The organism is Variovorax sp. MPBD4-3, from assembly GCF_058809745.1.
Map to the genome: position 1 here is coordinate 54,853 of NZ_JBXASW010000003.1, position 26,286 is coordinate 81,138.

Below are 26,286 nucleotides of genomic sequence, written 5' to 3' on the forward strand. Positions count from 1 at the left end.
AGGTCATCGCATGACCGCCCGTCCCGTCATCGTCACGCGCCCCGAACGCGAGGCGGCGCAATGGGTCGACGACCTGCGCGCCGCCGGGCTCGACGCGGTGGCATTGCCGCTGATCGTGATCGCGCCCGTGGCCGATGCCGAGCCGCTGCGCGAAGCCTGGCGCCGCCTCGACCGCTATGCGGCGCTGATGTTCGTGAGCGCCACGGCGGTCGAGAATTTCTTCCAGCATGAAACACCGGGCATGACCGCTGGACGCCGCTTCTGGGCCACGGGCCCGGGCACCACGCGCGCCCTGCTGCGTGCGGGCGTGCCGCCGGAACAGATCGATGCACCGCCGCCCGAAGCCACGCGCTTCGATTCCGAGGCGCTGTGGGAGCGCGTGCGCGGCCAGGTGACTGCCGGCGTGCGCGTGCTGATCGTGCGCGGCGGCGACGAGTCCGGGCAGCCCGCCGGGCGCGACTGGCTCGCCAGGGAAATCGACGCCGCGGGCGGCCAGCGCGACACCGTGGTCGCCTACCGGCGCCTGCCGCCGTCGCTGGACGTCGTACAACTGCGCATCGCGACCGACGGCGCGCAGGGCCGCGCGATCTGGCTCTTCAGCAGTTCCGAAGCCATCGGCAATCTGCAACGCGCGATGCCCGGCACCGACTGGCAGGCGGCACGCGCAGTCGCAACGCATGCCCGCATCGGCGAAGCCGCGCGCGCCGCGGGTTTCGGGGCGTTGCGTGTGTGCACACCGTTGCGGGATGCGTTGGTCGCGTCGATAGAATCCCTCGCATGAGCGCCGCGTCCCCGTCCGACGACCTTTCTCCCCCTTCAGCCGCAACGGTGCCCGTGCCTGCCACTGTCGCCCCCCACCAGACCCCTGCCGCCCAGGCTGCGGGCGCGGCGATCCTGTCGCGTCTCGGATTCGGCCTCGTGGCCTTCATCGCGCTGGTGGCGCTGGTCATGGCCGTCGCGCTGTGGCAGAAGGTCAGCGGCATGAAGGAACAGCTGGCGCGCCAGAGTGCCGACGCCCTTTCGCAGTCGATGGAAGCGCGCACGCTGGCACGCCAGGCCAGCGACACCGTGCGCGACGCCTCGGCCCGCGTGGCACTGGTCGAAACGCGCGTTGCCGAAGTCGCGCTGCAGCGTTCGCAGCTCGAAGAACTCATCCAGAGCCTCTCTCGTTCGCGCGACGAGAACCTCGTGATCGACATCGAGTCGGCCGTGCGCCTTGCGCTGCAGCAGGCCCAGGTCACGGGCAGCGTCGAGCCGCTGCTGGCCGCGCTGAAAGCGGGCGACGTGCGCATCTCGCGTGCCGCGCAACCGCGGCTCGCCCCCTTGCAGCGCGCCATGCAGCGCGATGCCGACCGCCTGCGCAGCAGTGCCAGCACCGACAACGCCGAGGCCCTGCAAAGGCTCGACGAACTCATGCGCGGCGTGGACGACCTGCCCACGCTCAACGCGGTGGCCCTGCGCGGCACCGGCGCCAACGCATGGCAGGCCGAGCCGATTCCCGCCGACGCGCCCTGGTGGCAGCGCATGCTGCTGGCCGTTCGCGGCGAGGCCCGCTCGCTGGTGCGCGTGGGCCGCATCCAGAGCCCGGAAGCGGTGCTGCTGGCGCCCGAACAGTCCTACTTCCTGCGCGAGAACCTCAAGCTCAAGCTGCTCAACGCGCGGCTGTCGCTGCTGTCGCGCCAGTTCGACGCCACCCGCACCGAGCTGTCCCAGGTCGCGGCATCGCTCAACCGCTACTTCGACCCCGCATCGCGCCGCACGCAGGCCGCCGCCACCCTGCTGCAGCAACTGCAGCAGCAGGTGAGGACGACCGAGCCGGTCCGCATCGACGACACGCTGGCCGCCCTGGCCACCGCCGCCGCAGGACGTTGACCCGCACATGCGCGCAGCAATCTGGCTCCTTGCACTGTTCGCCGTCGCCGCGGCAGTCGCTCTTTTCGCAGGCAACAACCAGGGCACGATCACCGTGTTCTGGCCGCCGTGGCGTGTCGATCTTTCGCTGAACCTGGTGCTGGTGATCCTGCTGGTGGTGTTCGTGCTGCTGCACGCCGCGCTGCGGGCCCTGGCGGCGCTGTTCTCGCTGCCCAAGCAGGCGCGCCAATGGCGGCTGCAGCAGAAGGAGCGCACGCTGCATGCGGCGCTGCTCGACGCCATGGTGCAGCTGATTTCCGGTCGTTTCTCGCGCGCGCGCAAGGCCGCGCAGGCCGCGCTCACGCAGGAAAAGGCGCTGTCGGCGCTCGGCGCCAGCCTGCCGCAGGCGCCGCAGGTGCGGGTGCTGTCGCACCTGCTCGCGGCCGAGAGCGCGCAGGCGCTGCAGGACAAGCCGGCGCGCGATGCCCATCTGCAGCAGGCACTGAACGAAAGCGCCGACCGCACCGTGCTGGCCAGTCCGGAAACGCGCGAAGGCGTGCAGTTGCGCGCGGCGCGCTGGGCGCTCGAAGACCGCGATGCGGCCGCTGCGCTCGCCCGCCTCGAAGAACTGCCGCAGGGCGCGCAGCGCCGCACGCTTGCGCTGCGGCTGAGGCTCAAGGCGGCCCGGCAGGATCGGCGCACGCTCGAGGCACTCGAAACCGCGCGCCTGCTCGCCAAGCACCGCGCGTTCTCGGAGGCCGCCGCGCAGAGCATCGTGCGCGGCCTTGCGACCGAACTGCTGTCGGGCGCGCACGACCCGGCGCAACTGCAGCGCGCATGGTCCGAGCTCGACACCAACGAACGCCAGATGCCCGAGGTCGCGATCCACGCGGCCCAGCGCATGGTCGCGCTGCGCGGCGACCTGGCGCTCGCGCGCGGCTGGCTGCTGCCGGCCTGGGAGCAGATGGTCGGCAATCCGCGCAGCCTGGGCGATGCGCTGCGCGTCAAGCTGGCACGCGCGCTCGAGGCGGGGCTCGACTCGGTCGATGCGGAATGGCTGGCGCGCATCGAGAGCGCGCAGCGCAACAATCCGCGCGACCCCAATCTGCAGTACCTCGCGGGCATGGCCTGCATGAAGCGCCAGCTGTGGGGCAAGGCCCAGCAGCTGCTCATGCAGGCCGGGCTGGGATTGCAGGACACCGATCTGTATCGCCGAGCCTGGCTGGCGCTGGCCCACCTGGCCGAAGACCGCAACGACACCGCGCAGGCGGCCGAAGCCTGGAAGCGCGCGGCGCAGGTCGAGAGCGCCTGAGCGGCGATTCGAGCGCTGTCACGGCGCCCCGGGAACGGACGGATTGCTTCAGCGCCTGATCTTCTGGATGCCTGACTTGCCAGTGTCCGAAGCGGCATAAAAAAACGGCGCCCGAGGGCGCCGTTTTCATTTCCGGGCGGGTTCCGCTCAGAGGGGGTGTTGCTGCTGCTGTTGCTGCTCGAACGGCAGCGACATCGAACCGAGGTCGCGACGGGTCTCGACCAGCACCAGCGGACCTTCGTCGAGCACCACCACCGGCGGGCGCTCGCGCGGCACGTGCACCGGCTTCGGCTCGGCGGCAATGGCGGCGCGTGCCTGCGCGATGCGCTCGGCGTCGGAGTTGACCCACTGCAGGCCCGAGTTCTGGGCGATCTGCGCGAGTTCGTCCAGCGGCAGCTCGAAGGGCTGGACCTTCGGCAGCGCGCGGCCGTTGGCGACGGGCGCCGGAGCAGCCACGGGCGCGGCAGCGACCGGCGCGGGGCGCTCGGTGCGCACCGGCTGGGGTGCGGGTTCGCGGACTTCCGGTGCAGCGACGGCGGCTTCGGCCACGACGGCCTGTTGTTGCTCCGGCGCGATCGGCAGTTGCTGCTGCGGCTGGCGGCGGGGCGCCGGGGCTTCTTCCTGCACGCCGGTCGTCATCGTCGCGGCTTCCGCCACGGCGACTTCGGCGGCCTGCGCACCGGCTTCGCTGTCGTCGCGCGGACCGCGTTCGCGGCGGTCGCGGCCGTAACGGTCACGCGAACGACCGCGGCGCTCGTCGCCTTCGCGGCGGGGAGCCTGCTCGTTGCCGCCGTCGTTGGACTGCTCGACGTCGGCTGCTGCAGCTTCGGCCCCGCGTGCATCGGCTTCGGCCTGAGGCGCGTCGTTGCGGCGCTCGCGGCGGCCGTCGTTGCGCTCACCACGCTCACCACCACGTTCACCGCGCGGAGCGCGCTGCTCGTCGCGGCCGTTGCGCGGCTGGCGCTCGCCCTGGACGGCTTCTTCGCCGGCAAGGGCGGTTTCGCCGCGGGGCTGCTGGGCGTCGCCGTTGCGTTCGGCGCGGTCGCTGTTGTTGCGCTCGCCGCGTTGTTCGCCACGCTCGTTGCGCTCGCCGCGTTCACGGCGTTCGCCGCGGGCGCGCGGTGCGCGTTCGCCTGCATTGCCTTCTTCGCCCGAGACCAGTTGCTGGGCTTCGAGGTTCAGGTTGCCGTCGAGTGCTTCCGCCGGTGCGTTGCGGCCTTCGCGGCCTTCGCCTTCGCGGCGCTCGCCGCGGCCGTTGCGGCGTTGTTCGCCGTCGCGCGGTGCGCGTGCCTCACGCGGCTCGCGGGGTTCGCGCTGTTCGCGCGGTTGCTGCGGGGCGCCGTCGGCGCGCAGTTCGCTGCTGTTGCGGCCTTCACGGCCTTCGCGTCCTTCACGGCGCTCGCCGCCGCGGCCGCCACGGCGTTCGCCGTCGCGACCACCCGAACGTCCGCCGCCTTCGCCGCGGCCTTCCGCGTTGCGGCCTTCACCGCGGCCTTCGCCGCCACGGCCGCCACGGCGCTGTTCGCCGTCACGCGAACCGCCGCGTGCTTCGCCGTCGCGGCCGGGGCGGCCGTCGCGGCGGGACTTCGGGGCCTCGACCGGAATCGCGGAGGGCGCCGGCGCCGGTGCGGGGGCCGGCGCGCCGCCGAACAGGTTCTTGATCCAGGCGAAGAAGCCGGTCTGTGCCGGAACCGGCGCGGTGACCACGGGCGGTGCGACCGGTGCGGGTGCCGCGACGGGCGCGCGCACGGCTTCGGGCTTGGGCGGCACCACGGGCGCGGGTGCATCGGGCAGCACGCCCTTGATGACCGGCGTCTGCTTGTTGGTGGGCTCTTGCGAACGGCGCGTGACGGAGGTCGGGTCTTCGATCTCGTCGGCCATCTTGTAGCTGGCTTCGATGTGGTCGAGGCGCGGATCGTCGTGCTTCAGGCGCTCGAGCTTGTAGTTCGGCGTTTCGAGCGTCTTGTTGGGCACCATCAGCACGGTGACGCGCTGCTTGAGCTCGATCTTGGCGATTTCGGGGCGCTTTTCATTCAGCAGGAACGATGCGACTTCCACGGGCACCTGCACATGCACGGCGGCCGTGTTGTCCTTCATGGACTCTTCCTGAATGATGCGCAGGATCTGCAGCGCGCTCGATTCGGTGTCGCGGATGTGGCCCGAGCCGCCGCAGCGGGGGCAGGGGATCGACGAGCCTTCCGACAGTGCCGGCTTCAGGCGCTGGCGGCTCATTTCCATCAGGCCGAACTTGCTGATCGAGCCGAACTGCACGCGGGCGCGGTCCTGCCGCAGCGCGTCGCGCAGGCGGCTTTCGACTTCGCGGCGGTTCTTCGACTCGTCCATGTCGATGAAGTCGATGACGATCAGGCCGCCCAGGTCGCGCAGGCGCATCTGGCGGGCCACTTCGTCGGCGGCCTCGAGGTTGGTGCGGGTGGCGGTCTCCTCGATGTCGCCGCCCTTGATGGCGCGGGCCGAGTTCACGTCGACCGAAACCAGTGCTTCGGTGTGGTCGATCACGATGGCGCCGCCCGAGGGCAGCTGCACGGTGCGCGCGTAGGCCGACTCGATCTGGTGCTCGATCTGGAAGCGGCTGAACAGCGCTGCGTCGTCGCGGTAGCGCTTCACGCGGGCGGCATGCTCGGGCATGACGTGCGCCATGAACTGCTGCGCCTGGTCGTAGATGTCGTCGGTGTCGATCAGGATGTCGCCGATGTCGTGATTGAAATAGTCACGGATGGCGCGGATGACGAGCGACGATTCCTGGTAGATCAGGAAAGCGCCCTTGCCGCCCTTGGCCGCGCCGTCGATGGCGCTCCAGAGCTTGAGCAGGTAGTTCAGGTCCCACTGGAGTTCGGGCGCCGAGCGGCCGATGCCGGCGGTGCGCGCGATGATGCTCATGCCCTTCGGGTACTCGAGCTGGTCCATCGCCTCCTTGAGTTCGGCGCGGTCGTCGCCCTCGATGCGGCGCGAAACGCCACCGCCGCGGGGGTTGTTCGGCATCAGCACGACGTAGCGGCCGGCCAGCGAGATGAAGGTGGTGAGGGCGGCGCCCTTGTTGCCGCGCTCTTCCTTTTCGACCTGGACGGTGAGTTCCTGGCCTTCGCGGATCGCGTCCTGGATGCGGGCCTGGCTGGCCGACACGCCTTCGGCGAAATACTGCTTGGAGATTTCCTTGAACGGCAGGAAGCCGTGGCGGTCTTCGCCGTAGTCGACGAAACAGGCTTCGAGCGAGGGCTCGACGCGGGTCACGACCGCCTTGTAGATGTTGCCCTTGCGCTGTTCGCGCCCTTCGATTTCGATTTCGTAGTCGAGCAGTTTCTGCCCGTCGACGATGGCCAGGCGGCGTTCTTCGGCCTGCGTGGCATTGATCAGCATCCGCTTCATGATGCGTTGTCCTTATATGTATCGTTATACCGGCTCTTGACGAGCCAACGATGCACGGACGACGCCCGCGAAACCAGGGAATTGCCGCTTCGGCCCCGAATGCTGTTCACTGCCGCGCCAGGCGCGAGCAGGCCTCTCGAGCGCTAGCTCAAGAAGACAGTCGGGGTGGGGGCGCGTGGATGGGCGCGAGCCAGATTCGGTGTTGAGTGGCTATCTTTTTGATAGCCGGTTGCGCAATGGTGGCGCGCGCTGCGGGCGATCCAATGCCTGAGGCCACTGGCATCAGCCAGTGCAGGCACATTTGAATCAGCAGCATCAACACAACAAGGGACTCGCTTCGATCCGCCGGCAGCTTGGTCAGCTGCAGGCTGGGTATTCCGTATCGGTGTTTCGTGGGTGTCGGCTTGACTCGGGTGCCGGGCTTGCCACTTTGCGCAATTGCGCGGGGTTTGCAGCTCGGCGCCAAAGCGGCATCGACCTCACAGCGCCGCCCTGGGTATTTGATGGCAGTGGACTAAACTTCTGTCTAATCAAGCACTTACATGACCGCGCTGGTGAAAAACATTATAGGTGCGAAGCAGAGCCCCGCGGCTGCTCCAAATCCCGCAGGCCAAAAAGCCTCCGACGAGTCCGCGGCGCCCAATGCCGCCATCAAATTCCTCACGGTCGATGCCGAATCCGCCGGGCAGCGGCTCGACAATTTCCTGTTCCGCCATCTGAAAGGCGTGCCCAAGACGCATGTCTACCGGATCATCCGTTCGGGTGAGGTGCGCATCAACAAGGGCCGTGTGCAGGCCGAGACCCGCATCGAGGCCGGCGACGTGCTGCGGCTGCCGCCGATCCGGATTTCCGCGCGCGCGGAAGAGGGCGCGGCCCCGCCCGCGCCGGCGCGCGAGTTCCCGATGCTGCTGGAAGACGACGCCGTCCTGGCCATCGACAAGCCGGCCGGCGTGGCCGTGCACGGCGGCAGCGGCGTGAGCTTCGGCGTGATCGAGCAACTGCGCACGGCGCGGCCGGGCGCCAAATTCCTGGAATTGGTGCATCGGCTCGACCGCGAGACCTCCGGCATCCTGCTGGTCGCCAAGAAGCGCAGCGCGTTGGTCGCCCTGCAGGACCAGTTCCGCGAGCGCGAGACCGGCAAGACCTACCTGGCGCTGGTCGAGGGCGACTGGCCCGCGAACAGGAAGGTGCTCGACGCGCCGCTTGCCAAATACCTGCTGCCCGACGGTTCAGGCGCCGGTGCCGGCGAGCGCCGGGTGCGCGTGGTCGCCAAGGACCATCCGGACGCGATGCGCGCCGTGACGCTGGTGCGCGTGCTGGCGCGGCTCACGCTGCCGGGCGACGCCGCGCCGGTGTCATTGCTGGCCGTGACCATCAAGACCGGGCGCACCCACCAGATCCGCGTGCACCTCGCGTCGGCGGGCCATCCGATCGCCGGCGACGACAAGTACGGCGAATCCGACCGCCAGCGCGCACTGCAGAAACTCGGCCTCAAGCGCATGTTCCTGCATGCCTGGCGCCTGCAATTCAACCATCCGGCCAGCGGAGAACGCGTGGCGCTGCAGGCCGGCCTGCCGCCCGAGCTCAATATGCTGATGCCGCCCGCCGCCCTTGAGGCGATGGCCCAACACCCCACTCCCACGGCCCATGACTGACGCTTCCCGACCTCCCCGTTTCGACCTGATCGCCTTCGACTGGGACGGCACCCTCTACGACTCCACGCGCCTGATCGTGCGCTGCATCCAGGCGGCGGTGATCGACGTCGGCGGCGCCAAGCCGAGCGAGAACGACGCCGCCTGGGTCATCGGCCTGGGGCTGGCCGAGGCGCTGGCTCGCGCGGCGCCCGACGTGCCGAAGGAAAAATATCCCGAGCTGGGAGCGCGCTACCGCTATCACTACCTGCAGCACCAGGACGACCTGGTGCTGTTCGACGGCGTGCTGCAGATGCTCGATGCATTGCGCGCGCGCGGCCACAAGCTGGCTGTGGCCACCGGCAAGTCGCGCCGCGGCCTGAACGAGGCGCTGAAGTCGGTCGCGCTGCGCGACCGCTTCGAAGCCTCGCGCACCGCCGACGAAACCTTCGGCAAGCCGCATCCGCGCATGCTGCTGGAGCTGATGGAAGAACTCGACGTCACGCCCGAGCGCACCCTGATGATCGGCGACACCACGCACGACCTGCAGCTGGCGCAGAACGCCGGCTGCGCCAGCGTGGGCGTGAGCTACGGCGCCCACGAGCCCGCCAGCTTCGACGAATTCAAGCCGCTGCACGTCGCGCACTCGGTGGCAGACCTCGAAGCGTGGCTCCTGGGCAACGCCTGAACAACAATCTGGAGTGCTTCCATGAGTGAAGAACGCATCCCGCTTTGCAACGCCTCGGACCTGGTCGAGGGCGGCCTCGCGGTGCCTTTCGACGTGGTTCATGGCGGCGAAACCTGCCGGGCCTTCGCGGTGCGTTTCGAGGGGCGGCCGCATGCGTTTCTCAACCGGTGCAGCCACGTGGCGATGGAGATGGACTTTCAGCCCGACCGCTTCTTCGACGACACCGGGCAGTGGCTGCTGTGCGCCACGCATGGCGCCGTCTACCGGCCCGACACCGGCGAATGCGCGGGCGGCCCGTGCCGCGGCGGCCTCGTGAAGATCGCACTCAGCGAGCATGACGGCGTAGTGCACTGGCATACTGACTGGAACCTCCACCCCCTGACTTTCTGACATGACCGACCCGAACCGAACAGAACCCGCAGGGTTCGAGCCATTTGAGCCGGCCACCCCCACCAACATGGCCAAAGATCCCACGCAGCGCCCCGGATGGGAGCGCGCAACGCTCGAAAAACTCGCCTTCGCCTCCCTGAACGAACAGAAGGCCACGCGGCGCTGGAAAACCTTCGTGCGGCTGTCGTGGCTGGCCTTCTTCATCTTCCTGGCCTGGCTGGCGCTGTCGCGCAGCGCGCCCAGCACCGCCAAGACCACGGCCCACACGGCGGTCGTCGAGATCAAGGGCGAGATCGCCAACGGCGGCGACGCCAGCGCCGAGTTCGTGGTCGCCGCCATGAAGACCGCTTTCGAGGACGAGGGCGCCAAGGGCGTGATCCTGCTGATCAACTCGCCCGGCGGCAGCCCGGTGCAGGCCGGCATCATCAACGACGAGATCAAGCGCCTGAAGGCCAAGTACAAGAAGCCGGTCTATGCCGTGGTAGAGGAGACCTGTGCGTCGGCCGCCTACTACATCGCCGCCGCCACCGACAAGATCTACGTCGACAAGGCCAGCATCGTGGGCAGCATCGGCGTGCTGATGGACGGCTTCGGCTTCACGGGCGTGATGGAAAAGGTCGGCGTCGAGCGCCGCCTGCTGACTGCCGGCGAGAACAAGGGCTTCCTCGACCCGTTCAGCCCCATGAGCGACGCGCAGCGCGCCCATGCGCAGACCATGCTGAACCAGATCCACGCGCAGTTCATCAACGTGGTCAAGACCGGCCGCGGCGACCGCCTGAAGCTGGACACCCCGGGCCTGTTCAGCGGCCTGTTCTGGAGCGGCGAGCAGGCCGTCGAATACGGCCTGGCCGACCAGCTGGGCAACGTCGACTACGTGGCGCGCGAAGTCATCAAGGCCGACGAGGTGATCGACTACACCCGGCGCGACAACGTGGCCGAGAAGCTGGCCAAGAAGTTCGGCGCCTCGATGGCCGAAACCACCGTGCGCCTGATGCACACGGCGCCGGCACTGCGCTGAGCTTCTATTTGCTTTCGCCGCTGGCGGTGTAGCGCGCGGACGCTGCCAGCGCCACGGCGAAGGCCACGACCACATAGAGAGCGGCGGTCAGCGAGGTCGCCCGCGCCAGCAGGCCGATCACCGCGGGGCCTGCCATGAACCCCAGATAGGCCACGGCCGAGACCGACGCAATGCCGCGCGCGGGCTCGATGCCCGGCACGTTCGCGGAAGCCGAGAACAGGATCGGCACCACATTCGCGAAGCCGACCCCCACGCCGGCGAAACCCACCAGGGCCAGCCAGGGCATGTCGGTGACGAGCACCAGCGTCATGGCAGCCGCGGCGAGCAGGCCGCTGCCCAGCAGCAGCGTGGCCGGCGCGAAGCGGGCGCGCATCGCGTCCCCGCCGAAGCGCGCTGCCGCCATCGCCGCCGAGAAGCTCGCGTAGGCCAGCGCAGCCTGCTGCTGCGGGCTGCCGATCTCCTGCTGCATATAGAGCACGCTCCAGTCGTAGATGGCGCCTTCGGCGATCAGTCCCAGCGCGGCGAGCACGCCCAGCACCGCCAGCGTGCCGCGTGGCATCAGGAATCCGTGGTCGGCCCCGCTCGCGCCGCTGGTGGCGGGGCGCGGCAGCATGCGCCGCGAGGCCACGGCCACGAGCAGAACCATCGCCGCCGCAACCAGCAGCAGGTGCGCCTGCGCGCCCAGCCCGGCCGCGAGCGCCGCGCTGCCGCTCGCGGCGCCGGCCATGCCGCCCAGGCTGAACATGCCGTGCATGCCGCTCATCAACGGCGTGCCGCCGTGCAGTTCGAGCTGCGCGGCCTCGGTATTGATCGAGACATCGAACACGCTGGTCACGAGGCCGAAGGCCGCCAGCAGGCCCAGCAGCGCCGCATAGCCCGGCATCGCGATCAGCCCGGCCAGCAGCAGCGCATAGATGCAGCCGCAGACGCCGGCCATGCGGCGCGGGCCGTAGCGGCCGATCCAGCGGCCCGCGCTGGTCAGGCCGATCATCGCGCCGGCACCGGCTGCGAGCATGGCGAGGCCGAGTTGCGCTTCGTCGATGCCGTAGTGCGCCTTGACCGTGGGCACGTGCACGCCCCAGGTCGCGAAGATGAATCCGGCTGAAAAGAACTGCGCGCGCGATGCCCAACGCGTGGCGGCGGTGATGGCCACCATGGTCAGCGCCCGATCGCGAACACGGCGGGCAGGCGTTCGTCTGTGGTGGGCTGCGGCTTGGCGCGCCAGGATTTCACTGTTTCGCTGCGCACTTGGGCCGTTGCCAGCGTGAGGCCGCGCGCCACTGCGAGGCGGGTGTTGTGCTGGAGCGTCTGTATCAGTGACTGCAGCAGGGCGGCATTGCGGTAGGGCGTTTCGATGAAGAGCTGCGTCTGGCCCGACTTGAGCGCCAGTGTCTCGAGTTCGCGGATGCGCGTCTGGCGCTCGCCCGCGTCCTGCGGCAGGTAGCCGACGAAGGCGAAGTTCTGGCCATTGAGCCCGCTCGCCGCCAGTGCGAGCAGCAGCGAGACCGGGCCGGTCAGCGGAACGACGCTGAGACCCAGGTCGTGCGCGGCGCGCGCCACCGAGGAACCGGGGTCGGCCACCGCCGGCATGCCGGCTTCGCTGAGCAGGCCGATATCGTGGCCTTCCAGTGCGGCGGCGAGCAGGGGGCGGGCGTCGAACTGCCCGGCGTGGTCGCCCTTCTTGTGCACCTCGCGCGGCAGTTCCTGGATGTTCTGCGCCTGCAGCGGCGCGGCCAGCGGCGTGACCGCGTCGATGCGCTTCAGGTAGGCGCGCGCGGACTTCGCGTTCTCGCAGATCCAGTGGGTGATGCCGGCGGCGGCCTGCAGCGTGCCCAGGGGCAGGGCGTCCTGCAGTGGCGCCTGGGTGTCGCAGCCGAAATCGAGCGGCGCGGGAACGAGGTAGAGCTTGCCGTGCGTCACAGGAGTTCGACCCCCGCGGCGCGCAGCATGCGGCAGGTGCGGATCAGCGGCAGGCCGACCAGCGCGGTCGGGTCGTCGCTGTCTATGGCATCCAGCAGCGCGATGCCCAGGCCTTCGCTCTTGGCGCTGCCGGCGCAGTCGTAGGGTTGTTCGGCCAGCAGGTATTGCTCGATGGCGGCGTCGCTGAGGTCTCGGAACACCACGCGCACGGGGGCGATGTCGCGCTGGACGAAGCCGGTGGCGCGGCACACCACGGCCACCGCGGTCTGGAAGATCAGCGTCTGGCCGCGCATGCGGCGCAGTTGCGCCGTGGCGCGCTGGTGGTCGCCGGGCTTGCCGAGCGCTTCGCCGCCGAGGTCGGCCACCTGGTCGGAGCCGATGACCACGGCTTCGGGAAAGCGGGCAGCGACGGCGTCGGCTTTTTCGAGCGCCAGGCGCATGGCCAGGGCATGCGGCGTTTCGCCGGGCAACGGCGTTTCGTCGACTTCAGGGGACTGCACTTCGAAAGGCAGTCGCAGGCGGGTAAGCAGCTCGCGGCGGTAGCGCGAGGTCGAGGCAAGAATCACAGGGCGTTGCATGGGGACGATTGTGCGTGAGTCGCATGGCATCCCCAGGCATGCACCATGCCGGTGAAACTTCTGGCGCGCTAGACTGGCGAAGATGAAGAGAGAATTTGCCCCCGAACGGCTCAACGTGCCCGCCTTTGCCGCGGCCGCCGCCACCCTGGAAGCCGCCGACCCGGTTCCCAACTACCTGCGCCTGACCGCCGAGCTGGCGGTTCCCGCGCCCGATGCGGTGGTCGATTGGAAAGCCACCGGGGAAGAGCGCCCCGGCGCCGACGGCAAGGCCGTTCCCTGGCTGCACCTGGATGCCGAGGCCACGGTCCCGCTGGTTTGCCAGCGCTGCCTGTCGCCGGTCGAGACGCCATTGACGGTCGATCGCTGGTTCCGTTTCGTGGCCGACGAGGCCACGGCCGAAGCGGAAGACGAGGAATCGGAGGAAGACCTGCTCGTCGTGAGCCGCGATTTCGACCTCCATGCCCTGATCGAAGACGAACTGCTCATGGACATTCCCGTCACGCCCGTGCATGACGTCTGCCCCACGCCCGTCCAGCTTTCATCCAGCGACGACGACTTCAAGGCTGCCGAAGAAGCCAAGCCGAACCCGTTCGCGGTGCTCGGAGCGTTGCGCTCGCGCAAGCCGGAAGACGGGTCGGAAGAGGGCAGGTAGCTCTTTTCCTCAGGCTGGGCTATAATCATGGGCTTCGCGCGCGCCGCCGTGAGCAGCAATGCAGATCCAGGGATGCCAGCCATCCTTTCTCATTGCCACCGCTTGAGCCCGCATCCCATCACTCACCTAACAGTCCAGGAGCCATCATGGCCGTCCAGCAAAACAAGAAGTCGCCTTCCAAGCGCGGCATGCACCGTTCCCACAATGCGCTGGTCGTGCCCGGCATCGCCGTGGAGCCGACCACCGGCGAAACGCACCTGCGCCACCACATCAGCCCCAACGGTTTCTACCGTGGCCGCCAGGTGCTCAAGAACAAGTCCGAAGCCTGATCTCGCATCCCAAGGCCAAGGCCCGAAGCTACTTCTGCCGTAGCGTCGGGCCTTTGTTTTGATGGCTACGCCTTCTTCTCCCGAATTCACTGCTGCGCCCGCCGCAATCACGCTCGCCGTGGATTGCATGGGGGGTGACCATGGGCCGCGTGTCACGCTCGCGGCCTGCCGCGCGTTTCTTGAGCGGCACAGCGAGGCCTCGCTGCTGCTGGTCGGCGCGCCGGCCGCGCTCGCGGGCTTTGCCGCGCATCCGCGTGCCCGCATCGTCGCAGCCAGCGAGGTTGTGGGCATGGACGACCCGATCGAGATTGCCTTGCGCAAGAAGAAAGATTCTTCGATGCGTGTGGCGATCCAGCAGGTCAAGGACGGTGCTGCCCAGGCTGCCGTGTCGGCTGGCAACACCGGTGCATTGATGGCCATTGCGCGCTATCTGCTCAAGACCCTCGATGGCATCGACCGACCGGCGATTGCGCCGCAACTGCCGAACGCCAAGGGCGGCGCAACGACCGTGCTCGACCTCGGTGCGAACGTCGACTGCGACGCCGAGGACCTCCTTCAGTTCGCCGTGCTCGGCTCGGCGCTGGTGTCGGCGCTGACCGGTAACGAGGCGCCTTCGGTCGGCCTGCTCAATATCGGCGAAGAAGCCATCAAGGGCAGCGAAACGATCAAAAAAGCCAGTCAACTGCTGCGTACGGCTGCCAACTCCAAAGATCTCAACTTCTACGGCAACGTGGAAGGCAACGATATTTTCAAGGGCACGACCGACATCGTCGTTTGTGACGGTTTTGTCGGGAATGTGGCGTTGAAGGCCAGCGAAGGCGTGGCGTCGATGATCGGCGAGTTCATTCGCGTGGAGTTCTCGCGGAGCGTCTTCACCAAACTGGCTGCAATTGTTGCTTATCCGGTTCTAAAAGCTTTCAAAAGCCGTCTGGATCATCGGCGCTACAACGGGGCGGCCTTGCTGGGCCTGCGTGGCCTGGTTTTCAAGAGCCATGGCTCGGCTGACGAAGTGGCTTTCGGACATGCGCTCGATCGCGCTTATGATGCCGCTCGCAACAACCTGCTCGATCGCGTGCGGGCCCGCATCGCCCACGCCGCGCCTTTGCTCGCGCGGCATGAACCGGCGGCGCCGGTCGACGCGACGGCCCTTCACGTTTGATGACGACCCCTTACTCGCGCATTACCGGCACCGGCAGCTACCTGCCTCCACGCCGCGTGACCAATGACGATCTCGCCAAGGAATTGGCGACACGCGGCATCGAAACCTCCGATCAGTGGATCGTAGAGCGCACCGGCATCCACGCGCGCCACTTCGCGGCGCCGGAAGTCACGAGCAGCGATCTTGGCTACGAGGCCGCCCGGCACGCTCTCGAAGCTGCCGGACGCAAGGCCAGCGATGTCGACCTGATCATCGTCGCGACCTCGACGCCCGACATGGTGTTTCCTTCGTCGGCCGCCATCCTCCAGCACAAGCTCGGCATTGCCGGCTGCCCGGCGTTCGACGTCCAGGCGGTCTGCAGCGGCTTCGTCTACGCGCTGACCGTCGCCGACGCGATGATCCGCACCGGCACCGCGCGTTGCGCGCTGGTGGTGGGCGCCGAAGTGTTCTCCCGCATCCTCGACTTCAACGATCGCACCACCTGCGTGCTGTTCGGCGACGGCGCGGGCGCGGTGGTGCTCGAGGCGAGCGAGGAGCCGGGCATCCTGGCGAGCGACCTGCACGCGGACGGCAAGCACGTGGGCATCCTTTGCGTGCCCGGGCATGTGTCCGGCGGCAACGTGCTGGGCACGCCCTTGCTGCACATGGACGGCCAGGCCGTCTTCAAGCTCGCGGTTCGCGTGCTTGAAGAGGCGGCGCGCGCCACGCTGGCGAAGGCCGGCAAGACCGACGCCGACATCGACTGGCTGATTCCGCACCAGGCCAACATCCGCATCATGGAAGGCACGGCCAGGAAGCTGAAGCTTCCACGCGAAAAGCTCATCGTCACGGTGAACGAGCACGGCAACACGTCTGCCGCGTCGATCCCGCTGGCTCTCGACGAAGCCGTGCGTTCCGGCAAGGTGAAGAAGGGCGAAACGCTCATGCTGGAAGGCGTGGGCGGCGGCTTCACCTGGGGCGCGGTGCTATTGAACCTGTAGTGTGTTGCGCCGTCCCCAAGAGGGCGGCTGCAATGCGAGACAACGCATAAACAATGAAATCCTTTGCTTTTGTTTTCCCCGGTCAGGGCTCGCAGGCTGTCGGCATGCTCGACGGCTGGGGCGATCATCCGGCCGTGGTCGAAACCCTGCGCGAAGCTTCCGAGGCGCTGGGCGAAGACGTTGGCGCGCTGATCAAGAACGGTCCCAAGGAAGAACTGGCCCTCACGACCAATACCCAGCCCGTGATGCTGGTCGCGGGTGTCGCGGCCTGGCGCGCCTGGCTGGCTGAAGGCGGCGCGACGCCGGCCGTGGTGGCCGGCCATTCGCTCGGCGAATACTCGGCGCTGGTCGCTTCCGGCGTGTTGACGCTGGCGCAAGCCGCGCCGCTGGTGCGCTTCCGCGCGCAAGCGATGCAACAGGCTGTGCCGGTGGGCGTCGGCGCGATGGCTGCTGTTCTGGGCATGGAGTCCGGCAAGGTGGTCGCCGGCTGCGCGGAAGCCACCGCGAGTTTCGGCGCGGGCAGCGCCGAAATCGTCGAGGCGGTGAATTTCAACGACCCCATGCAGACAGTGATCGCCGGCAGCAAGGCTGCCGTCGACAAGGCCTGCGAACTGCTCAAGGCCAACGGCGCCAAGCGTGCATTGCTGTTGCCGGTGTCGGCGCCGTTCCATTCGAGCCTGATGAAGCCTGCCGCCGAGGCGCTGCGCGAGAAACTGGCCTCCGTCACGCTGGCTGCGCCGCAGATCCCGGTGCTGAACAACATCGATGTCGCCGTCGAAACCGATGCCGACCGCATCCGCGACGCCCTGGTGCGCCAGGCCGCCGGTCCGGTTCGCTGGGTAGAGAGCGTGCAGGCCTTGAAACTGCGCGGTGTAGCCGCCATCATCGAGTGCGGTCCCGGCAAGGTGCTGGCCGGCATGGTGAAGCGCATCGCCCCCGATCTGGAAGCCGCGTCGGTGTACGACCCGGCCACGCTCGCGGACACCCGACAATCGCTCGCCGGCTGACCGGCGCAAGGCCCCGATACTTTTTCTTATGAGCATTCCCAAATTCGAAGGGCAAGTCGCCCTGGTCACCGGCGCGACGCGCGGCATCGGCGCAGCCATCGCGCTGGAGCTGGCGCAGCGCGGCCTGAAGGTCGTGGGCACCGGCACCACCGACGAGGGCGCGGCAAAGATCACTTCGGCCCTGAGCGCCTATGACGGCCGCGGCCGTGCGCTCGACGTGAACGACGGCGCGGCGGTCGAGGCCCTGATCGACGAGATCGTCAAGGCCTACGGCGCGATCCACGTGCTGGTCAACAACGCCGGCATCACGCGCGACACGCTCGCCATGCGCATGAAGGACAGCGACTGGGACGCGGTGCTCGACACCAATCTCAAGGCCGTCTTCTCGCTCTCGCGCGCCGTGATCCGCCCGATGATGAAGCAGCGCTACGGCCGCATCATCAGCATCACCAGCGTGGTCGGCGCCTCCGGCAATGCCGGCCAGGCCAACTACGCGGCCGCCAAGGCCGGTGTCGCGGGCATGACCCGCGCGCTGGCCCGCGAGCTCGGCAGCCGCAACATCACCGTCAACTGCGTCGCACCCGGTTTCATCGAAACCGACATGACGGCCAGCCTGCCCGAAGCCCAGCAACAGGCGCTGCTCCAGCAGATCCCGTTGGGCCATCTGGGCAAGCCGGCCGACATCGCGCACGCGGTGGCTTACCTCGCATCGCCCCAGGCGTCCTACGTCACGGGGCAGGAGCTGCACGTCAACGGCGGCATGCACATGTAGCCGCAAGGCGCAACCTTTTCCCGTACCGGGTGCGCGGCAAATGCCACAATGCGCCCGGCTAAAATCCACCGATTACCTACAACCCTCAGAGGGAACCAAATGAGCGATATCGAAGCACGTGTCAAGAAAATCATCGCCGAGCAACTCGGCGTGGAAGAGTCCCAAGTGACGAATGAAAAGGCTTTCGTGGCCGACCTCGGCGCCGACTCTCTCGACACGGTCGAACTCGTGATGGCACTCGAAGACGAATTCGGCATCGAAATTCCCGACGAAGACGCCGAGAAGATCACCACGGTGCAAAACGCCGTCGACTACGCCACCAAGAATCAAAAGGCCTGATCGGCCAGCTGACAAGATTGCAACTGCGGCCGGCGGCTTTTACTTGAACCGCACGCGCCGGCAGGCAACTGTTCAGCGCTTCCAGAAAGGTTTGCCGGCATGACCAAACGCCGCGTCGTCGTGACCGGGCTCGGTTGCATCGCTCCTGTCGGAAACACCGCAACCGAATCCTGGGCCAACCTGTTGGCCGGGAAGTCGGGCATTGCGAACATCACCGCGTTCGATGCAAGCGCCTTCGCTTGCAAGTTCGCCGGTGAAGTCAAGGGTTTCGACATCACCCAATACATCTCGGAGAAGGAAGCGCGTCACATGGACCGCTTCATTCATCTGGGTCTGGCCGCCGCCATCCAGGCGGTGCAGGACAGCGGACTGCCGACCGGCGACGCGCTTTCCTATGAAGAGGCCGTGCGCATCGGCTGCAACATCGGCTCCGGCATCGGCGGCCTGCCGATGATCGAGGAAACGCACGGTGAACTGATGAACCGCGGCCCGCGCCGCGTTTCGCCGTTCTTCGTGCCTGCGTCGATCATCAACATGATCTCCGGCCACGTGTCGATCAAGTACGGCTTCAAGGGCCCGAACATCGCCGTCGTGACCGCCTGCACCACCGGCCTGCACGCCATCGGCACCTCGGCCCGCATGATCGAGTACGGCGATGCCGACGTGATGATCGCCGGCGGCGCCGAGTCGACCATCTCCCCGCTCGGCATCGGCGGATTCACCGCGCCTCGCGCGCTGAGCACCCGCAACGACGATCCCGCCACGGCCTCCCGTCCGTGGGACAAGGACCGCGACGGCTTCGTGCTGGGCGAGGGGGCCGGCGTGCTGGTGCTCGAGGAGTACGAGCACGCCAAGGCGCGCGGCGCCAAGATCTACGCGGAAGTCGCGGGCTTCGGCCTGACCGGCGACGCGTATCACATGACGGCACCCGACGTCGACGGCCCGCGCCGTTCGATGGCCATGGCGCTGTCGAATGCGGGCGTCAACGCCGACCAGGTGCAATACCTCAATGCACACGGCACCTCGACGCAGATCGGCGACGTCAACGAGACCAATGCGGTCAAGCTGGCCTTCGGCGATCACGCGAAGAAGCTCGTCGTCAATTCGACCAAGTCCATGACCGGCCACTTGCTGGGCGGCGCGGGCGGCATCGAATCGGTGTTCACGGTCCTGGCGCTGCACGAGCAGAAGAGCCCGCCGACCATCAACATCTTCAACCAGGATCCGGAGTGCGATCTCGACTACTGCGCCAACGAGGCGCGCGATCTGAAGATCGACGTCGCGGTCAAGAACAACTTCGGCTTCGGGGGCACCAACGGCACGCTGGTGTTCAAGCGCGCTTGAGCATTGCTCGGTCATGCACAGCGCACCGTCGGTGAACTACCCGGTGGGGCGCTCACGCGGCGCAACCCGGATCCTCGTCGTCCTGTGGGCATTGGGTGCCTGCTGCGCGGGCGCGTCCTGCTATCTGTTCGATAGCGCCGGATGGCGCCAGTTGCTGCTGGTGCTCAGTGTCGTGTTTGCGGGCGTCGCGGCGGGTTTCGGCCTGCGGCGCGACGGCGCCGGCGTGCTGCATTTCGATGGCCTTCAGTGGTCCTTGTCGAGTGCCGATGCGGCGCGCGGCGTGCGCAACGCGCGTGTGCTGGCGGCGCTCGATTTCCAGTCGCTGATGCTGCTGCGGCTCACCGAGCCGGGCCGCGCCCGCCACTGGGTCTGGATCGAGCAGCGAGCCATGCCGGAGCGCTGGCGCGACGTACGCCGTGCGGTATATTCGCGCCCCCCATCCGCGGAGCCAGCGGGCGACTCCTGGCGTGCGACGGCTCCTGCCGACGCTCCCTGAACCTTTCTCGATGACCACTTCTCCGCCGCCAGTGCCGCCGGATTCCGGGCTGACCGACGCGCCCGCGGAAGCGCCGCGTCCGGGCGAGGTCGACTTCCAGCTGGTCCAGCGCACGGTCGCGGGCGACCAGAAGGCGTTCGAGCTGCTGGTCATCAAGTACCAGCGCCGCATCGAGCGCCTGATCGGACGCATGGTGCGCGATGTCGACCTGATCGAGGACATCGCGCAGGAAACCTTCATTCGGGCCTACCGCGCGCTGCATCAGTTCCGCGGAGAAGCCCAGTTCTACACCTGGCTCTACCGGATCGCCGTCAACACCGCCAAGAAGGCGCTGGTGGACATGAAGCGCGACCCGACCGTTTCCGAAGCCGCCCTGAGGTCTTCTTCTGAGGACGAAGATGAAACTTACCGTCCCGGAAACGAACCAACCACCGACGAAACCCCCGAATCGGTCCTGGCGGCGAACGAAATCGCCAGTGCCGTCGAAGCTGCCATGGAAGCACTCCCCGCCGAGTTGCGCCAGGCGGTCACGCTGCGCGAAATCGAGGGCATGAGTTACGAAGAGATCGCCGAGGTCATGGATTGCCCTATCGGCACGGTGCGTTCGCGAATTTTCCGGGCGCGCGAGGCCATTTCGGCCAGGGTCAAGCCGCTGCTGGACAACCAGTCCGGCAAACGTTGGTAAGTAAGCAGGTGAATGAAATGAATCAGACGATGACGGTTCGGGAACAGGTGTCCGCACTTGCGGATGGTCATTTGCAGGGCGAGTCGTTCGCGCAGGCGATCGAGGCCATCTGCGCCGACAGCGAATCGCGTGCGACCTGGCAGGCCTACCAAGTGGTGGGCGACGTGCTGCGTTCGGGCTCCCATTCGCCGTGCAGCGACAGCTCGGCCTTCCTGGCGCGCTTCCAGCAACGCCTGGCCGCGGAGCCCGTGGTGCTCGCTCCGGTGGCGGCGCCGGTCGCCGCGCCTGTGGCGCTTCCCCTGCAGCGCAGGGCGGAGGCGGCCAACGAGCCGGTGTTCCGCTGGAAGCTGGTGGCCGGTGCCGCCTCGCTGATGGCGGTGGCCGCCATCGGCTGGACGCTGGTCGGCAACGGCGCTGCCATTCCCCAGCCTGGCGCGCAACTCGCGTCGATCCAGCAGCAACAACAGCCGGCGGTCAATTCGGTGCTGGCCGCAGCGGCACTGAACGGCCCGCAGCAGCCCGCCGGCGGCACGCTGACGCCCACGCGCGTCATCGTCGGCAACGGCGCTCCGCAGGTCATGCTGCGCGATCCGCGGCTCGACCAACTGCTCGAAGCGCACCAGCAGGCCGGCGGCGCTTCGCAAATGCCTTCGGGCTTCCTGCGCAATGCCACTTTCGAGGGACCCACGCGCTGACAGCGCGCCCTTAGCAGCCCGCCCCTAATGACCGTTCAGATGCCGATTTCCGCGCGCGCCTGCGTGCTCGTGTTTGCAGCTTTCTGCCTGGCGCAGGTTTCCATCGCGCAGCCTCGTTCAGGCGCCGCGGTGAATCCCAAGAGCGCGGCCGCGGCGCAGACGGACGAGCCGCCGGCAATGAGCGTCACCGAGTGGCTGCAGCGCATGCACACGGGGGCCCGGCAGCGCAATTACGTGGGCACTTTTGTGGTGTCGGCGCCGGGCGGCGACCTGTCGAGCGCGCGCATCTGGCACGTGCGCGACGGCGAGCACCAGATCGAGCGCATCGAGGCCCTGTCGGGACCGCCGCGTTCGACCTTCCGGCGCAACCGCAACGTCATGACCTTCCTGCCGGAGGCGAAGGTCGTCAAGGTCGAGAAGCGGGAGAACCTCGATCTCTTCCCGAACCTGCCGGACAAGCCAGATTCGTCGATCAGCGATTTCTACGACGTGCGTGCGATCGGCAAGGACCGCGTGGCGGGCTTCGACGCCGACGTGGTGCAGCTGGTGCCGCACGACGCGCTGCGCTTCGGCTACCGCGTCTGGAGCGAGCGCCGATCCGGCCTCGTGGTGAAGCTGCAGACCATCGACAGCGAATCGCGCGTGGTGGAGCAGTCGGCGTTCTCCGAACTGCAGCTCGACGCACCCGTGAAGCCGCAGGCGCTGGCACAGATGATGGCCAACACCTCCGGCTACCGCATCGAGAAGCTCGAGCTCGAGCGCTCCAGCGCACAGGACGAGGGCTGGACCCTCAGCACGCCGGTGGCCGGGTTCAAGCCGCGCAGCTTCTTCCGCCGTCCCCCGAGCGGCGATGGCAGCAGCAGCAACAACAACAACAGCGGCGGCAAGCAGAAACAACAGGACGCGACCACGGTCCAGTGGACTTTCTCCGACGGACTGGCCTCGGTATCGCTCTTCATCGAGCGCTACGATGCCGCGCGTGCGCCGCGCGACGGCGTGCTGACCATCGGCGCCACCAATGCGATCCGCCGGCGCCTGCCGGAACCCGCCAGCGACTGGTGGCTGACCGCGGTCGGCGAAGTGCCGCAGCAGACACTCAACGCGTTCGCCCAGAGCCTCGCGCGCACGCGCTGATTCGACGCATTTGCCGCGCAAGGCCGGTTGCGCTGAACCAAGCCTGTGCCGCAGACTCATAGCACTTGTTTTTTAGCCGCTCTGCTCTTTTGAAAGAAAACCGATGATCTTCAAAGTCGAGGGACACAAGCTTCGTTCCGGTGTTTTGGCTTTCGCGCTTGCGCTCACGGCGGGCGCCAGCTTCCTGCCTGTCGAGCCCGTGCACGCGCAGACGCGCACGCTGCCCGATTTCACCGACCTGGTCGACCAGGTCGGCCCCTCCGTCGTCAACATCCGCACCATCGAGAAGGTGACGCCGCGCGCCGGCAACGGCGAGATGGACGAGGAGATGCAGGAATTCTTCCGCCGCTTCTTCGGCCAGCCGCTGCCGGGCGCGCCCCGTTCGGGCCCGCGCCAGAACCGGCCGCAGCAACCGCAGGAAGAGGAGCGCCCCCGCGGCGTGGGCTCCGGCTTCATCCTGACGGCCGACGGCTACGTGATGACCAATGCGCACGTGGTGGAAGACGCTTCCGAGGTGCTGGTCACGCTGCCCGACAAGCGCGAGTTCAAGGCCAAGATCGTGGGCGCCGACAAGCGCACCGACGTCGCCGTCGTCAAGATCGAGGCCACGGGCCTGCCGGCCGTGAAGGTGGGAGACATCTCCAGGCTGCGCGTCGGCGAATGGGTCATGGCCATAGGCTCGCCGTTCGGCCTCGAGAACACCGTCACCGCCGGCATCGTGAGCGCGAAGCAGCGCGACACCGGCGAATACCTGCCGTTCATCCAGACCGACGTGGCCATCAACCCCGGCAACTCGGGCGGCCCGCTGATCAACATGCGCGGCGAGGTGGTCGGCATCAACAGCCAGATCTATTCGCGCTCGGGCGGCTTCATGGGCATCTCGTTCTCGATCCCGATCGACGAGGCGATCCGCGTGAGCGACCAGCTGCGCACCTCGGGCCGCGTGTCGCGCGGCCGCATCGGCGTGCAGATCGACCAGGTGACGAAGGACGTGGCCGAGGCCATCGGCCTTGGCAAGGCGCAGGGCGCGCTGGTGCGCGGCGTCGAGGCCGGATCGCCGGGCGAGAAGGCCGGCGTGGAGCCGGGCGACGTGATCACCAAGTTCGACGGCAAGGCCATCGAGAAGCCGAGCGACCTGCCGCGCCTGGTGGGCAACACCAAGCCCGGCACGAAGAGCACGCTCACGGTGTTCCGCCGCGGTGCGTCGCGCGACCTCAGCGTGACCATTGCCGAGATCGAACCCGACAAGCCCAGCAAGCGCGCGACCGACCGAGACGAAACGCCGGCCAAGCCACCGGTATCCGCGGCCGCCAAATCGCTCGGCCTTGCGGTGAGCGACCTCACCGACGCGCAGAAGAAAGAGCTCAAGCTGAAGGGCGGCGTGAAGGTCGATGCTGCCAGCGACGCCGCTGCGCGCGCGGGCCTGCGCGAGGGCGACATCATCCTGGCCGTGGGCAATTCGGACATCGCGAACGCGCGTGAATTCGAGTCCGCCATCGGCAAGGCCGACAAGAGCAAGGCGCTCAGCGTGCTGTTCCGCCGCGGTGACTGGGCGCAGTACGCCCTGATCCGCCCCGCACGCTGATCTGACGCTGGCGTCAAGTGGCCCCACCCGGCAGTCGGGTTTGGGGCCGTTTTTTTGAGGTGTTTACGACGTTCTGGCGCCGTGCCCCAAAAAAAATCTGGGAGGCCAAGACCCTCTGATTTTGTTTGTGCCTACTAACTTATAAAAGGCCTAAGGACGAATTTCGGTAGAATAGAGCACCCTCGACGGCCGGCCAGCGCATAAGGAGTGCGCTGGCCTTCACGATGCGAGATGTCAGACAGCAGTCCACCGGTGCTCCACAGATCGCCCACAAGTTGTTCAGTAACTGCTCCCCCGATCCTGTTGATAACCTGTTTATATCTTTGATGTTGTGGACCTGCAACGACCCCTTTGGAGCCTGTTCCCGGATGTACGTGCTTCCCTTTTTGCCTACAATGAAGTTCCAACTACTGCAGTTGCCATTGCTTGTTGGTTCAGGGCGCGTCTCCAGAAGACGCGCCCTTTTTTCTTGCCTGTCGCCCTCTGCGCGCGAGCCAATTCAAGTACTTAAGCGTTCCCGTTGATGAATCACATCAGAAATTTTTCGATCATTGCGCACATCGACCATGGCAAGTCGACGCTCGCAGACCGTTTGATCCAGCGCTGCGGCGGCCTCGCGGAACGCGAGATGGAAGCGCAGGTGCTCGACTCGATGGACATCGAGAAAGAGCGTGGGATAACCATCAAGGCACAGACCGCGGCGCTGCACTACAAGGCACGCGACGGACAGGTCTACAACCTCAATCTGATCGACACGCCGGGCCACGTCGACTTCTCGTATGAAGTGAGTCGCTCGCTGTCTGCATGCGAAGGCGCGCTGCTCGTCGTCGATGCATCGCAAGGTGTCGAAGCGCAGACGGTGGCCAACTGCTACACCGCGCTCGACCTCGGCGTCGAAGTGGTGCCGGTGCTCAACAAGATCGACCTGCCCAACGCGGACCTCGATAACGCGCGCACCGAGATCGAAGACGTGATCGGCATCGACGCGACCGACGCGATTCCTTGTTCCGCCAAGACCGGTGTCGGCATCGACGACATCCTCGAAGCCATCGTCGCACGCATGCCCGCGCCGCGCGGCAACCCCGACGGCCCGCTGCGCGCGATGATCGTCGACAGCTGGTTCGACCCGTACGTCGGCGTCGTCATGCTGGTGCGCGTGGTCGACGGCCGGCTCGTGAAGGGCGAGCGCATCAAGATGATGGCGTCCGGCGCGATGTACAACGCCGACAGCGTGGGCGTGTTCACGCCGGCCAACGAGCCGCGGCCTTCGCTCGAGGCGGGCGAGGTGGGCTACATCATCGCGGGCATCAAGGAACTGCAGGCCGCCAAGGTCGGCGACACGGTCACGCTGATCAGGCCGGGCACCGGCGGTGCGGCGGCCACGGCAACCGAGGCGCTGCCCGGCTTCAAGGAAATCCAGCCGCAGGTGTTCGCGGGCCTGTACCCCACCGAAGCCAGCGAGTACGACTCGCTGCGCGACGCGCTGGAGAAGCTCAAGCTCAACGATTCGTCGCTGCGCTACGAGCCCGAAGTGAGCCAGGCGCTCGGCTTCGGCTTCCGCTGCGGCTTCCTCGGCCTGCTGCACATGGAAATCGTGCAGGAGCGGCTGGAGCGCGAGTTCGACCAGGACCTGATCACGACCGCGCCCAGCGTGGTCTACCAGGTGGTCAAGAACGACGGCGAGGTGATCATGGTCGAGAACCCGTCCAAGATGCCCGACGTCGGCCGCATGGCCGAGATCCGCGAGCCGATCGTCACCGTGCACCTGTACATGCCGCAGGAATACGTCGGCTCCGTCATGACGCTGGCCAACCAGAAGCGCGGCGTGCAGATGAACATGGCCTACCACGGCCGCCAGGTCATGCTGACCTACGAGATGCCGCTCGGCGAGATCGTGCTCGACTTCTTCGACAAGCTGAAATCGGTGAGCCGCGGCTACGCCTCCATGGACTACGAGTTCAAGGAGTACCGCGCGTCCGACGTGGTGAAGGTCGACATCCTGCTGAACGGCGACAAGGTCGACGCGCTGTCGATCATCGTGCACCGCAGCCAGTCGCAGTACCGCGGCCGGGCGGTGGTCTCGAAGATGCGCGAGATCATTTCGCGCCAGATGTACGACGTGGCGATCCAGGCGGCCATCGGTGTCACCATCATTGCGCGTGAGACAATCAAGGCCCTTCGCAAGAACGTGCTGGCCAAGTGCTACGGCGGCGACATCTCCCGCAAGAAGAAGCTGCTCGAGAAGCAGAAGGCCGGCAAGAAAAGAATGAAGCAGATCGGCTCCGTCGAGGTCCCGCAAGAGGCCTTCCTCGCGATTCTGCAAGTCGAAGACTGATC

The 26,286-nt window shown here is 67.4% G+C and carries 25 protein-coding genes; 21 read left to right on the forward strand and 4 right to left on the reverse strand.

What is annotated here, in order from left to right:
- Positions 1–10 precede the first annotated feature (10 nt).
- From AC1RVW_RS02290 to AC1RVW_RS02300, 3 genes are read left to right on the forward strand one after another with little or no spacing between them, the layout of a single operon-like run.
- Positions 11–781 (forward strand): uroporphyrinogen-III synthase, encoded by a 771-nt coding sequence (locus AC1RVW_RS02290; protein WP_493197780.1) that lies wholly within the window; start codon positions 11–13, stop codon positions 779–781.
- Entirely contained in the window at positions 778–1,872 is a 1,095-nt protein-coding gene (locus AC1RVW_RS02295; protein ID WP_081270059.1) for a uroporphyrinogen-III C-methyltransferase, read from the forward strand. The genes AC1RVW_RS02290 and AC1RVW_RS02295 overlap by 4 nt, the downstream gene beginning before the upstream one ends.
- A 7-nt stretch (positions 1,873–1,879) precedes the next feature.
- Positions 1,880–3,163, forward strand: coding sequence for a heme biosynthesis protein HemY (locus AC1RVW_RS02300; protein WP_081270060.1), 1,284 nt, complete (start codon positions 1,880–1,882; stop codon positions 3,161–3,163).
- Positions 3,164–3,310: 147 nt separating this feature from the next.
- Here AC1RVW_RS02300 and AC1RVW_RS02305 read toward each other — a convergent pair whose 3' ends face one another.
- Positions 3,311–6,547: an Rne/Rng family ribonuclease gene (locus tag AC1RVW_RS02305; protein ID WP_493197783.1), complete on the reverse strand. Its 3,237-nt coding sequence runs from the start codon at positions 6,545–6,547 to the stop codon at positions 3,311–3,313.
- Between the two features lie 554 nt (positions 6,548–7,101).
- Between AC1RVW_RS02305 and AC1RVW_RS02310 the strand changes: the two genes are divergently transcribed.
- Genes AC1RVW_RS02310 through AC1RVW_RS02325 form a run of 4 tightly spaced genes read left to right on the forward strand, consistent with a single transcriptional unit; the run spans position 7,102 to position 10,274 of the window.
- Positions 7,102–8,202, forward strand: a complete 1,101-nt coding sequence (locus AC1RVW_RS02310) for an RluA family pseudouridine synthase (protein ID WP_409195051.1) — start codon at positions 7,102–7,104, stop codon at positions 8,200–8,202.
- Entirely contained in the window at positions 8,195–8,866 is a 672-nt protein-coding gene (locus AC1RVW_RS02315) for an HAD family hydrolase (protein ID WP_081271213.1), read from the forward strand. Before AC1RVW_RS02310 ends, AC1RVW_RS02315 begins: the two co-directional genes overlap by 8 nt.
- A gap of 21 nt (positions 8,867–8,887) precedes the next feature.
- Positions 8,888–9,256: a Rieske (2Fe-2S) protein gene (locus AC1RVW_RS02320; RefSeq protein WP_081271212.1), complete on the forward strand. Its 369-nt coding sequence runs from the start codon at positions 8,888–8,890 to the stop codon at positions 9,254–9,256.
- Position 9,257: 1 nt separating this feature from the next.
- The gene (locus tag AC1RVW_RS02325) at positions 9,258–10,274 is read left to right on the forward strand and encodes a S49 family peptidase (protein WP_081271211.1); all 1,017 of its coding nucleotides are present in this window, start codon (positions 9,258–9,260) and stop codon (positions 10,272–10,274) included.
- A 4-nt stretch (positions 10,275–10,278) separates the two neighbouring features.
- Here AC1RVW_RS02325 and AC1RVW_RS02330 read toward each other — a convergent pair whose 3' ends face one another.
- Genes AC1RVW_RS02330 through AC1RVW_RS02340 form a run of 3 tightly spaced genes read right to left on the reverse strand, consistent with a single transcriptional unit; the run spans position 10,279 to position 12,772 of the window.
- A complete protein-coding gene (locus AC1RVW_RS02330) occupies positions 10,279–11,430 on the reverse strand; it encodes an MFS transporter (protein WP_493197786.1) in 1,152 nt (383 codons plus the stop codon).
- A 2-nt stretch (positions 11,431–11,432) separates the two neighbouring features.
- Entirely contained in the window at positions 11,433–12,194 is a 762-nt protein-coding gene (locus AC1RVW_RS02335; RefSeq protein ID WP_493197788.1) for an SAM-dependent methyltransferase, read from the reverse strand.
- Entirely contained in the window at positions 12,191–12,772 is a 582-nt protein-coding gene (locus AC1RVW_RS02340) for a Maf family nucleotide pyrophosphatase (RefSeq protein WP_106935311.1), read from the reverse strand. The genes AC1RVW_RS02335 and AC1RVW_RS02340 overlap by 4 nt, the downstream gene beginning before the upstream one ends.
- 82 nt (positions 12,773–12,854) lie before the next feature.
- Here AC1RVW_RS02340 and AC1RVW_RS02345 point away from each other — a divergent pair, with 82 nt between their 5' ends.
- The 14 genes from AC1RVW_RS02345 to lepA all read left to right on the forward strand — a co-directional run bounded on the left by AC1RVW_RS02345 (position 12,855) and on the right by lepA (position 26,284).
- A complete protein-coding gene (locus AC1RVW_RS02345) occupies positions 12,855–13,424 on the forward strand; it encodes a YceD family protein (protein ID WP_106935310.1) in 570 nt (189 codons plus the stop codon).
- 146 nt (positions 13,425–13,570) lie between these two features.
- Positions 13,571–13,753, forward strand: coding sequence for a 50S ribosomal protein L32 (gene rpmF / locus AC1RVW_RS02350; RefSeq protein ID WP_007830466.1), 183 nt, complete (start codon positions 13,571–13,573; stop codon positions 13,751–13,753).
- A gap of 61 nt (positions 13,754–13,814) precedes the next feature.
- A complete protein-coding gene (gene plsX / locus AC1RVW_RS02355) occupies positions 13,815–14,912 on the forward strand; it encodes a phosphate acyltransferase PlsX (protein WP_493197791.1) in 1,098 nt (365 codons plus the stop codon).
- Positions 14,912–15,892: a beta-ketoacyl-ACP synthase III gene (locus tag AC1RVW_RS02360; protein ID WP_106935309.1), complete on the forward strand. Its 981-nt coding sequence runs from the start codon at positions 14,912–14,914 to the stop codon at positions 15,890–15,892. Before plsX ends, AC1RVW_RS02360 begins: the two co-directional genes overlap by 1 nt.
- Before the next feature lie 53 nt (positions 15,893–15,945).
- On the forward strand, positions 15,946–16,899 hold the full coding sequence (gene fabD / locus AC1RVW_RS02365) for an ACP S-malonyltransferase (protein ID WP_106935308.1): 954 nt from the start codon (positions 15,946–15,948) through the stop codon (positions 16,897–16,899).
- A gap of 28 nt (positions 16,900–16,927) precedes the next feature.
- Positions 16,928–17,671: a 3-oxoacyl-ACP reductase FabG gene (gene fabG / locus AC1RVW_RS02370; RefSeq protein ID WP_081271203.1), complete on the forward strand. Its 744-nt coding sequence runs from the start codon at positions 16,928–16,930 to the stop codon at positions 17,669–17,671.
- Between the two features lie 99 nt (positions 17,672–17,770).
- Entirely contained in the window at positions 17,771–18,010 is a 240-nt protein-coding gene (gene acpP / locus AC1RVW_RS02375) for an acyl carrier protein (protein WP_007830471.1), read from the forward strand.
- A gap of 99 nt (positions 18,011–18,109) precedes the next feature.
- A complete protein-coding gene (gene fabF, locus AC1RVW_RS02380) occupies positions 18,110–19,354 on the forward strand; it encodes a beta-ketoacyl-ACP synthase II (protein WP_081271202.1) in 1,245 nt (414 codons plus the stop codon).
- A 13-nt stretch (positions 19,355–19,367) separates the two neighbouring features.
- Entirely contained in the window at positions 19,368–19,850 is a 483-nt protein-coding gene (locus AC1RVW_RS02385; RefSeq protein ID WP_081271201.1) for a hypothetical protein, read from the forward strand.
- A 10-nt stretch (positions 19,851–19,860) separates the two neighbouring features.
- Complete coding sequence (rpoE, locus tag AC1RVW_RS02390) at positions 19,861–20,535, forward strand: RNA polymerase sigma factor RpoE (protein ID WP_081271200.1); 675 nt, start codon at positions 19,861–19,863, stop codon at positions 20,533–20,535.
- A 17-nt stretch (positions 20,536–20,552) separates the two neighbouring features.
- Complete coding sequence (locus tag AC1RVW_RS02395) at positions 20,553–21,230, forward strand: sigma-E factor negative regulatory protein (RefSeq protein WP_493197795.1); 678 nt, start codon at positions 20,553–20,555, stop codon at positions 21,228–21,230.
- Positions 21,231–21,257: 27 nt separating this feature from the next.
- On the forward strand, positions 21,258–22,364 hold the full coding sequence (locus AC1RVW_RS02400; RefSeq protein ID WP_493197797.1) for a MucB/RseB C-terminal domain-containing protein: 1,107 nt from the start codon (positions 21,258–21,260) through the stop codon (positions 22,362–22,364).
- Between the two features lie 103 nt (positions 22,365–22,467).
- The gene (locus AC1RVW_RS02405; protein WP_106935303.1) at positions 22,468–23,949 is read left to right on the forward strand and encodes a DegQ family serine endoprotease; all 1,482 of its coding nucleotides are present in this window, start codon (positions 22,468–22,470) and stop codon (positions 23,947–23,949) included.
- Positions 23,950–24,472: 523 nt separating this feature from the next.
- Entirely contained in the window at positions 24,473–26,284 is a 1,812-nt protein-coding gene (lepA, locus tag AC1RVW_RS02410; RefSeq protein ID WP_106935302.1) for a translation elongation factor 4, read from the forward strand.
- Positions 26,285–26,286 lie beyond the last annotated feature (2 nt).

Bases quoted from the DNA above. Each gene is read 5' to 3' on its own strand.
- rpmF (WP_007830466.1), top strand. From the start codon at position 13,571: ATGGCCGTCCAGCAAAACAAGAAGTCGCCTTCCAAGCGCGGCATGCAC.
- AC1RVW_RS02315 (WP_081271213.1), top strand. From the start codon at position 8,195: ATGACTGACGCTTCCCGACCTCCCCGTTTCGACCTGATCGCCTTCGAC.
- AC1RVW_RS02300 (WP_081270060.1), top strand. From the start codon at position 1,880: ATGCGCGCAGCAATCTGGCTCCTTGCACTGTTCGCCGTCGCCGCGGCA.
- lepA (WP_106935302.1), top strand. From the start codon at position 24,473: ATGAATCACATCAGAAATTTTTCGATCATTGCGCACATCGACCATGGC.
- AC1RVW_RS02320 (WP_081271212.1), top strand. From the start codon at position 8,888: ATGAGTGAAGAACGCATCCCGCTTTGCAACGCCTCGGACCTGGTCGAG.
- AC1RVW_RS02330 (WP_493197786.1), bottom strand. From the start codon at position 11,430: ATGGTGGCCATCACCGCCGCCACGCGTTGGGCATCGCGCGCGCAGTTC.
- AC1RVW_RS02400 (WP_493197797.1), top strand. From the start codon at position 21,258: ATGACCGTTCAGATGCCGATTTCCGCGCGCGCCTGCGTGCTCGTGTTT.
- fabD (WP_106935308.1), top strand. From the start codon at position 15,946: ATGAAATCCTTTGCTTTTGTTTTCCCCGGTCAGGGCTCGCAGGCTGTC.
- acpP (WP_007830471.1), top strand. From the start codon at position 17,771: ATGAGCGATATCGAAGCACGTGTCAAGAAAATCATCGCCGAGCAACTC.
- rpoE (WP_081271200.1), top strand. From the start codon at position 19,861: ATGACCACTTCTCCGCCGCCAGTGCCGCCGGATTCCGGGCTGACCGAC.
- AC1RVW_RS02290 (WP_493197780.1), top strand. From the start codon at position 11: ATGACCGCCCGTCCCGTCATCGTCACGCGCCCCGAACGCGAGGCGGCG.
- AC1RVW_RS02305 (WP_493197783.1), bottom strand. From the start codon at position 6,547: ATGAAGCGGATGCTGATCAATGCCACGCAGGCCGAAGAACGCCGCCTG.
- AC1RVW_RS02385 (WP_081271201.1), top strand. From the start codon at position 19,368: ATGCACAGCGCACCGTCGGTGAACTACCCGGTGGGGCGCTCACGCGGC.
- AC1RVW_RS02325 (WP_081271211.1), top strand. From the start codon at position 9,258: ATGACCGACCCGAACCGAACAGAACCCGCAGGGTTCGAGCCATTTGAG.
- AC1RVW_RS02345 (WP_106935310.1), top strand. From the start codon at position 12,855: ATGAAGAGAGAATTTGCCCCCGAACGGCTCAACGTGCCCGCCTTTGCC.
- AC1RVW_RS02395 (WP_493197795.1), top strand. From the start codon at position 20,553: ATGAATCAGACGATGACGGTTCGGGAACAGGTGTCCGCACTTGCGGAT.
- fabG (WP_081271203.1), top strand. From the start codon at position 16,928: ATGAGCATTCCCAAATTCGAAGGGCAAGTCGCCCTGGTCACCGGCGCG.
- AC1RVW_RS02405 (WP_106935303.1), top strand. From the start codon at position 22,468: ATGATCTTCAAAGTCGAGGGACACAAGCTTCGTTCCGGTGTTTTGGCT.
- AC1RVW_RS02360 (WP_106935309.1), top strand. From the start codon at position 14,912: ATGACGACCCCTTACTCGCGCATTACCGGCACCGGCAGCTACCTGCCT.
- AC1RVW_RS02295 (WP_081270059.1), top strand. From the start codon at position 778: ATGAGCGCCGCGTCCCCGTCCGACGACCTTTCTCCCCCTTCAGCCGCA.
- plsX (WP_493197791.1), top strand. From the start codon at position 13,815: ATGGCTACGCCTTCTTCTCCCGAATTCACTGCTGCGCCCGCCGCAATC.
- AC1RVW_RS02340 (WP_106935311.1), bottom strand. From the start codon at position 12,772: ATGCAACGCCCTGTGATTCTTGCCTCGACCTCGCGCTACCGCCGCGAG.
- fabF (WP_081271202.1), top strand. From the start codon at position 18,110: ATGACCAAACGCCGCGTCGTCGTGACCGGGCTCGGTTGCATCGCTCCT.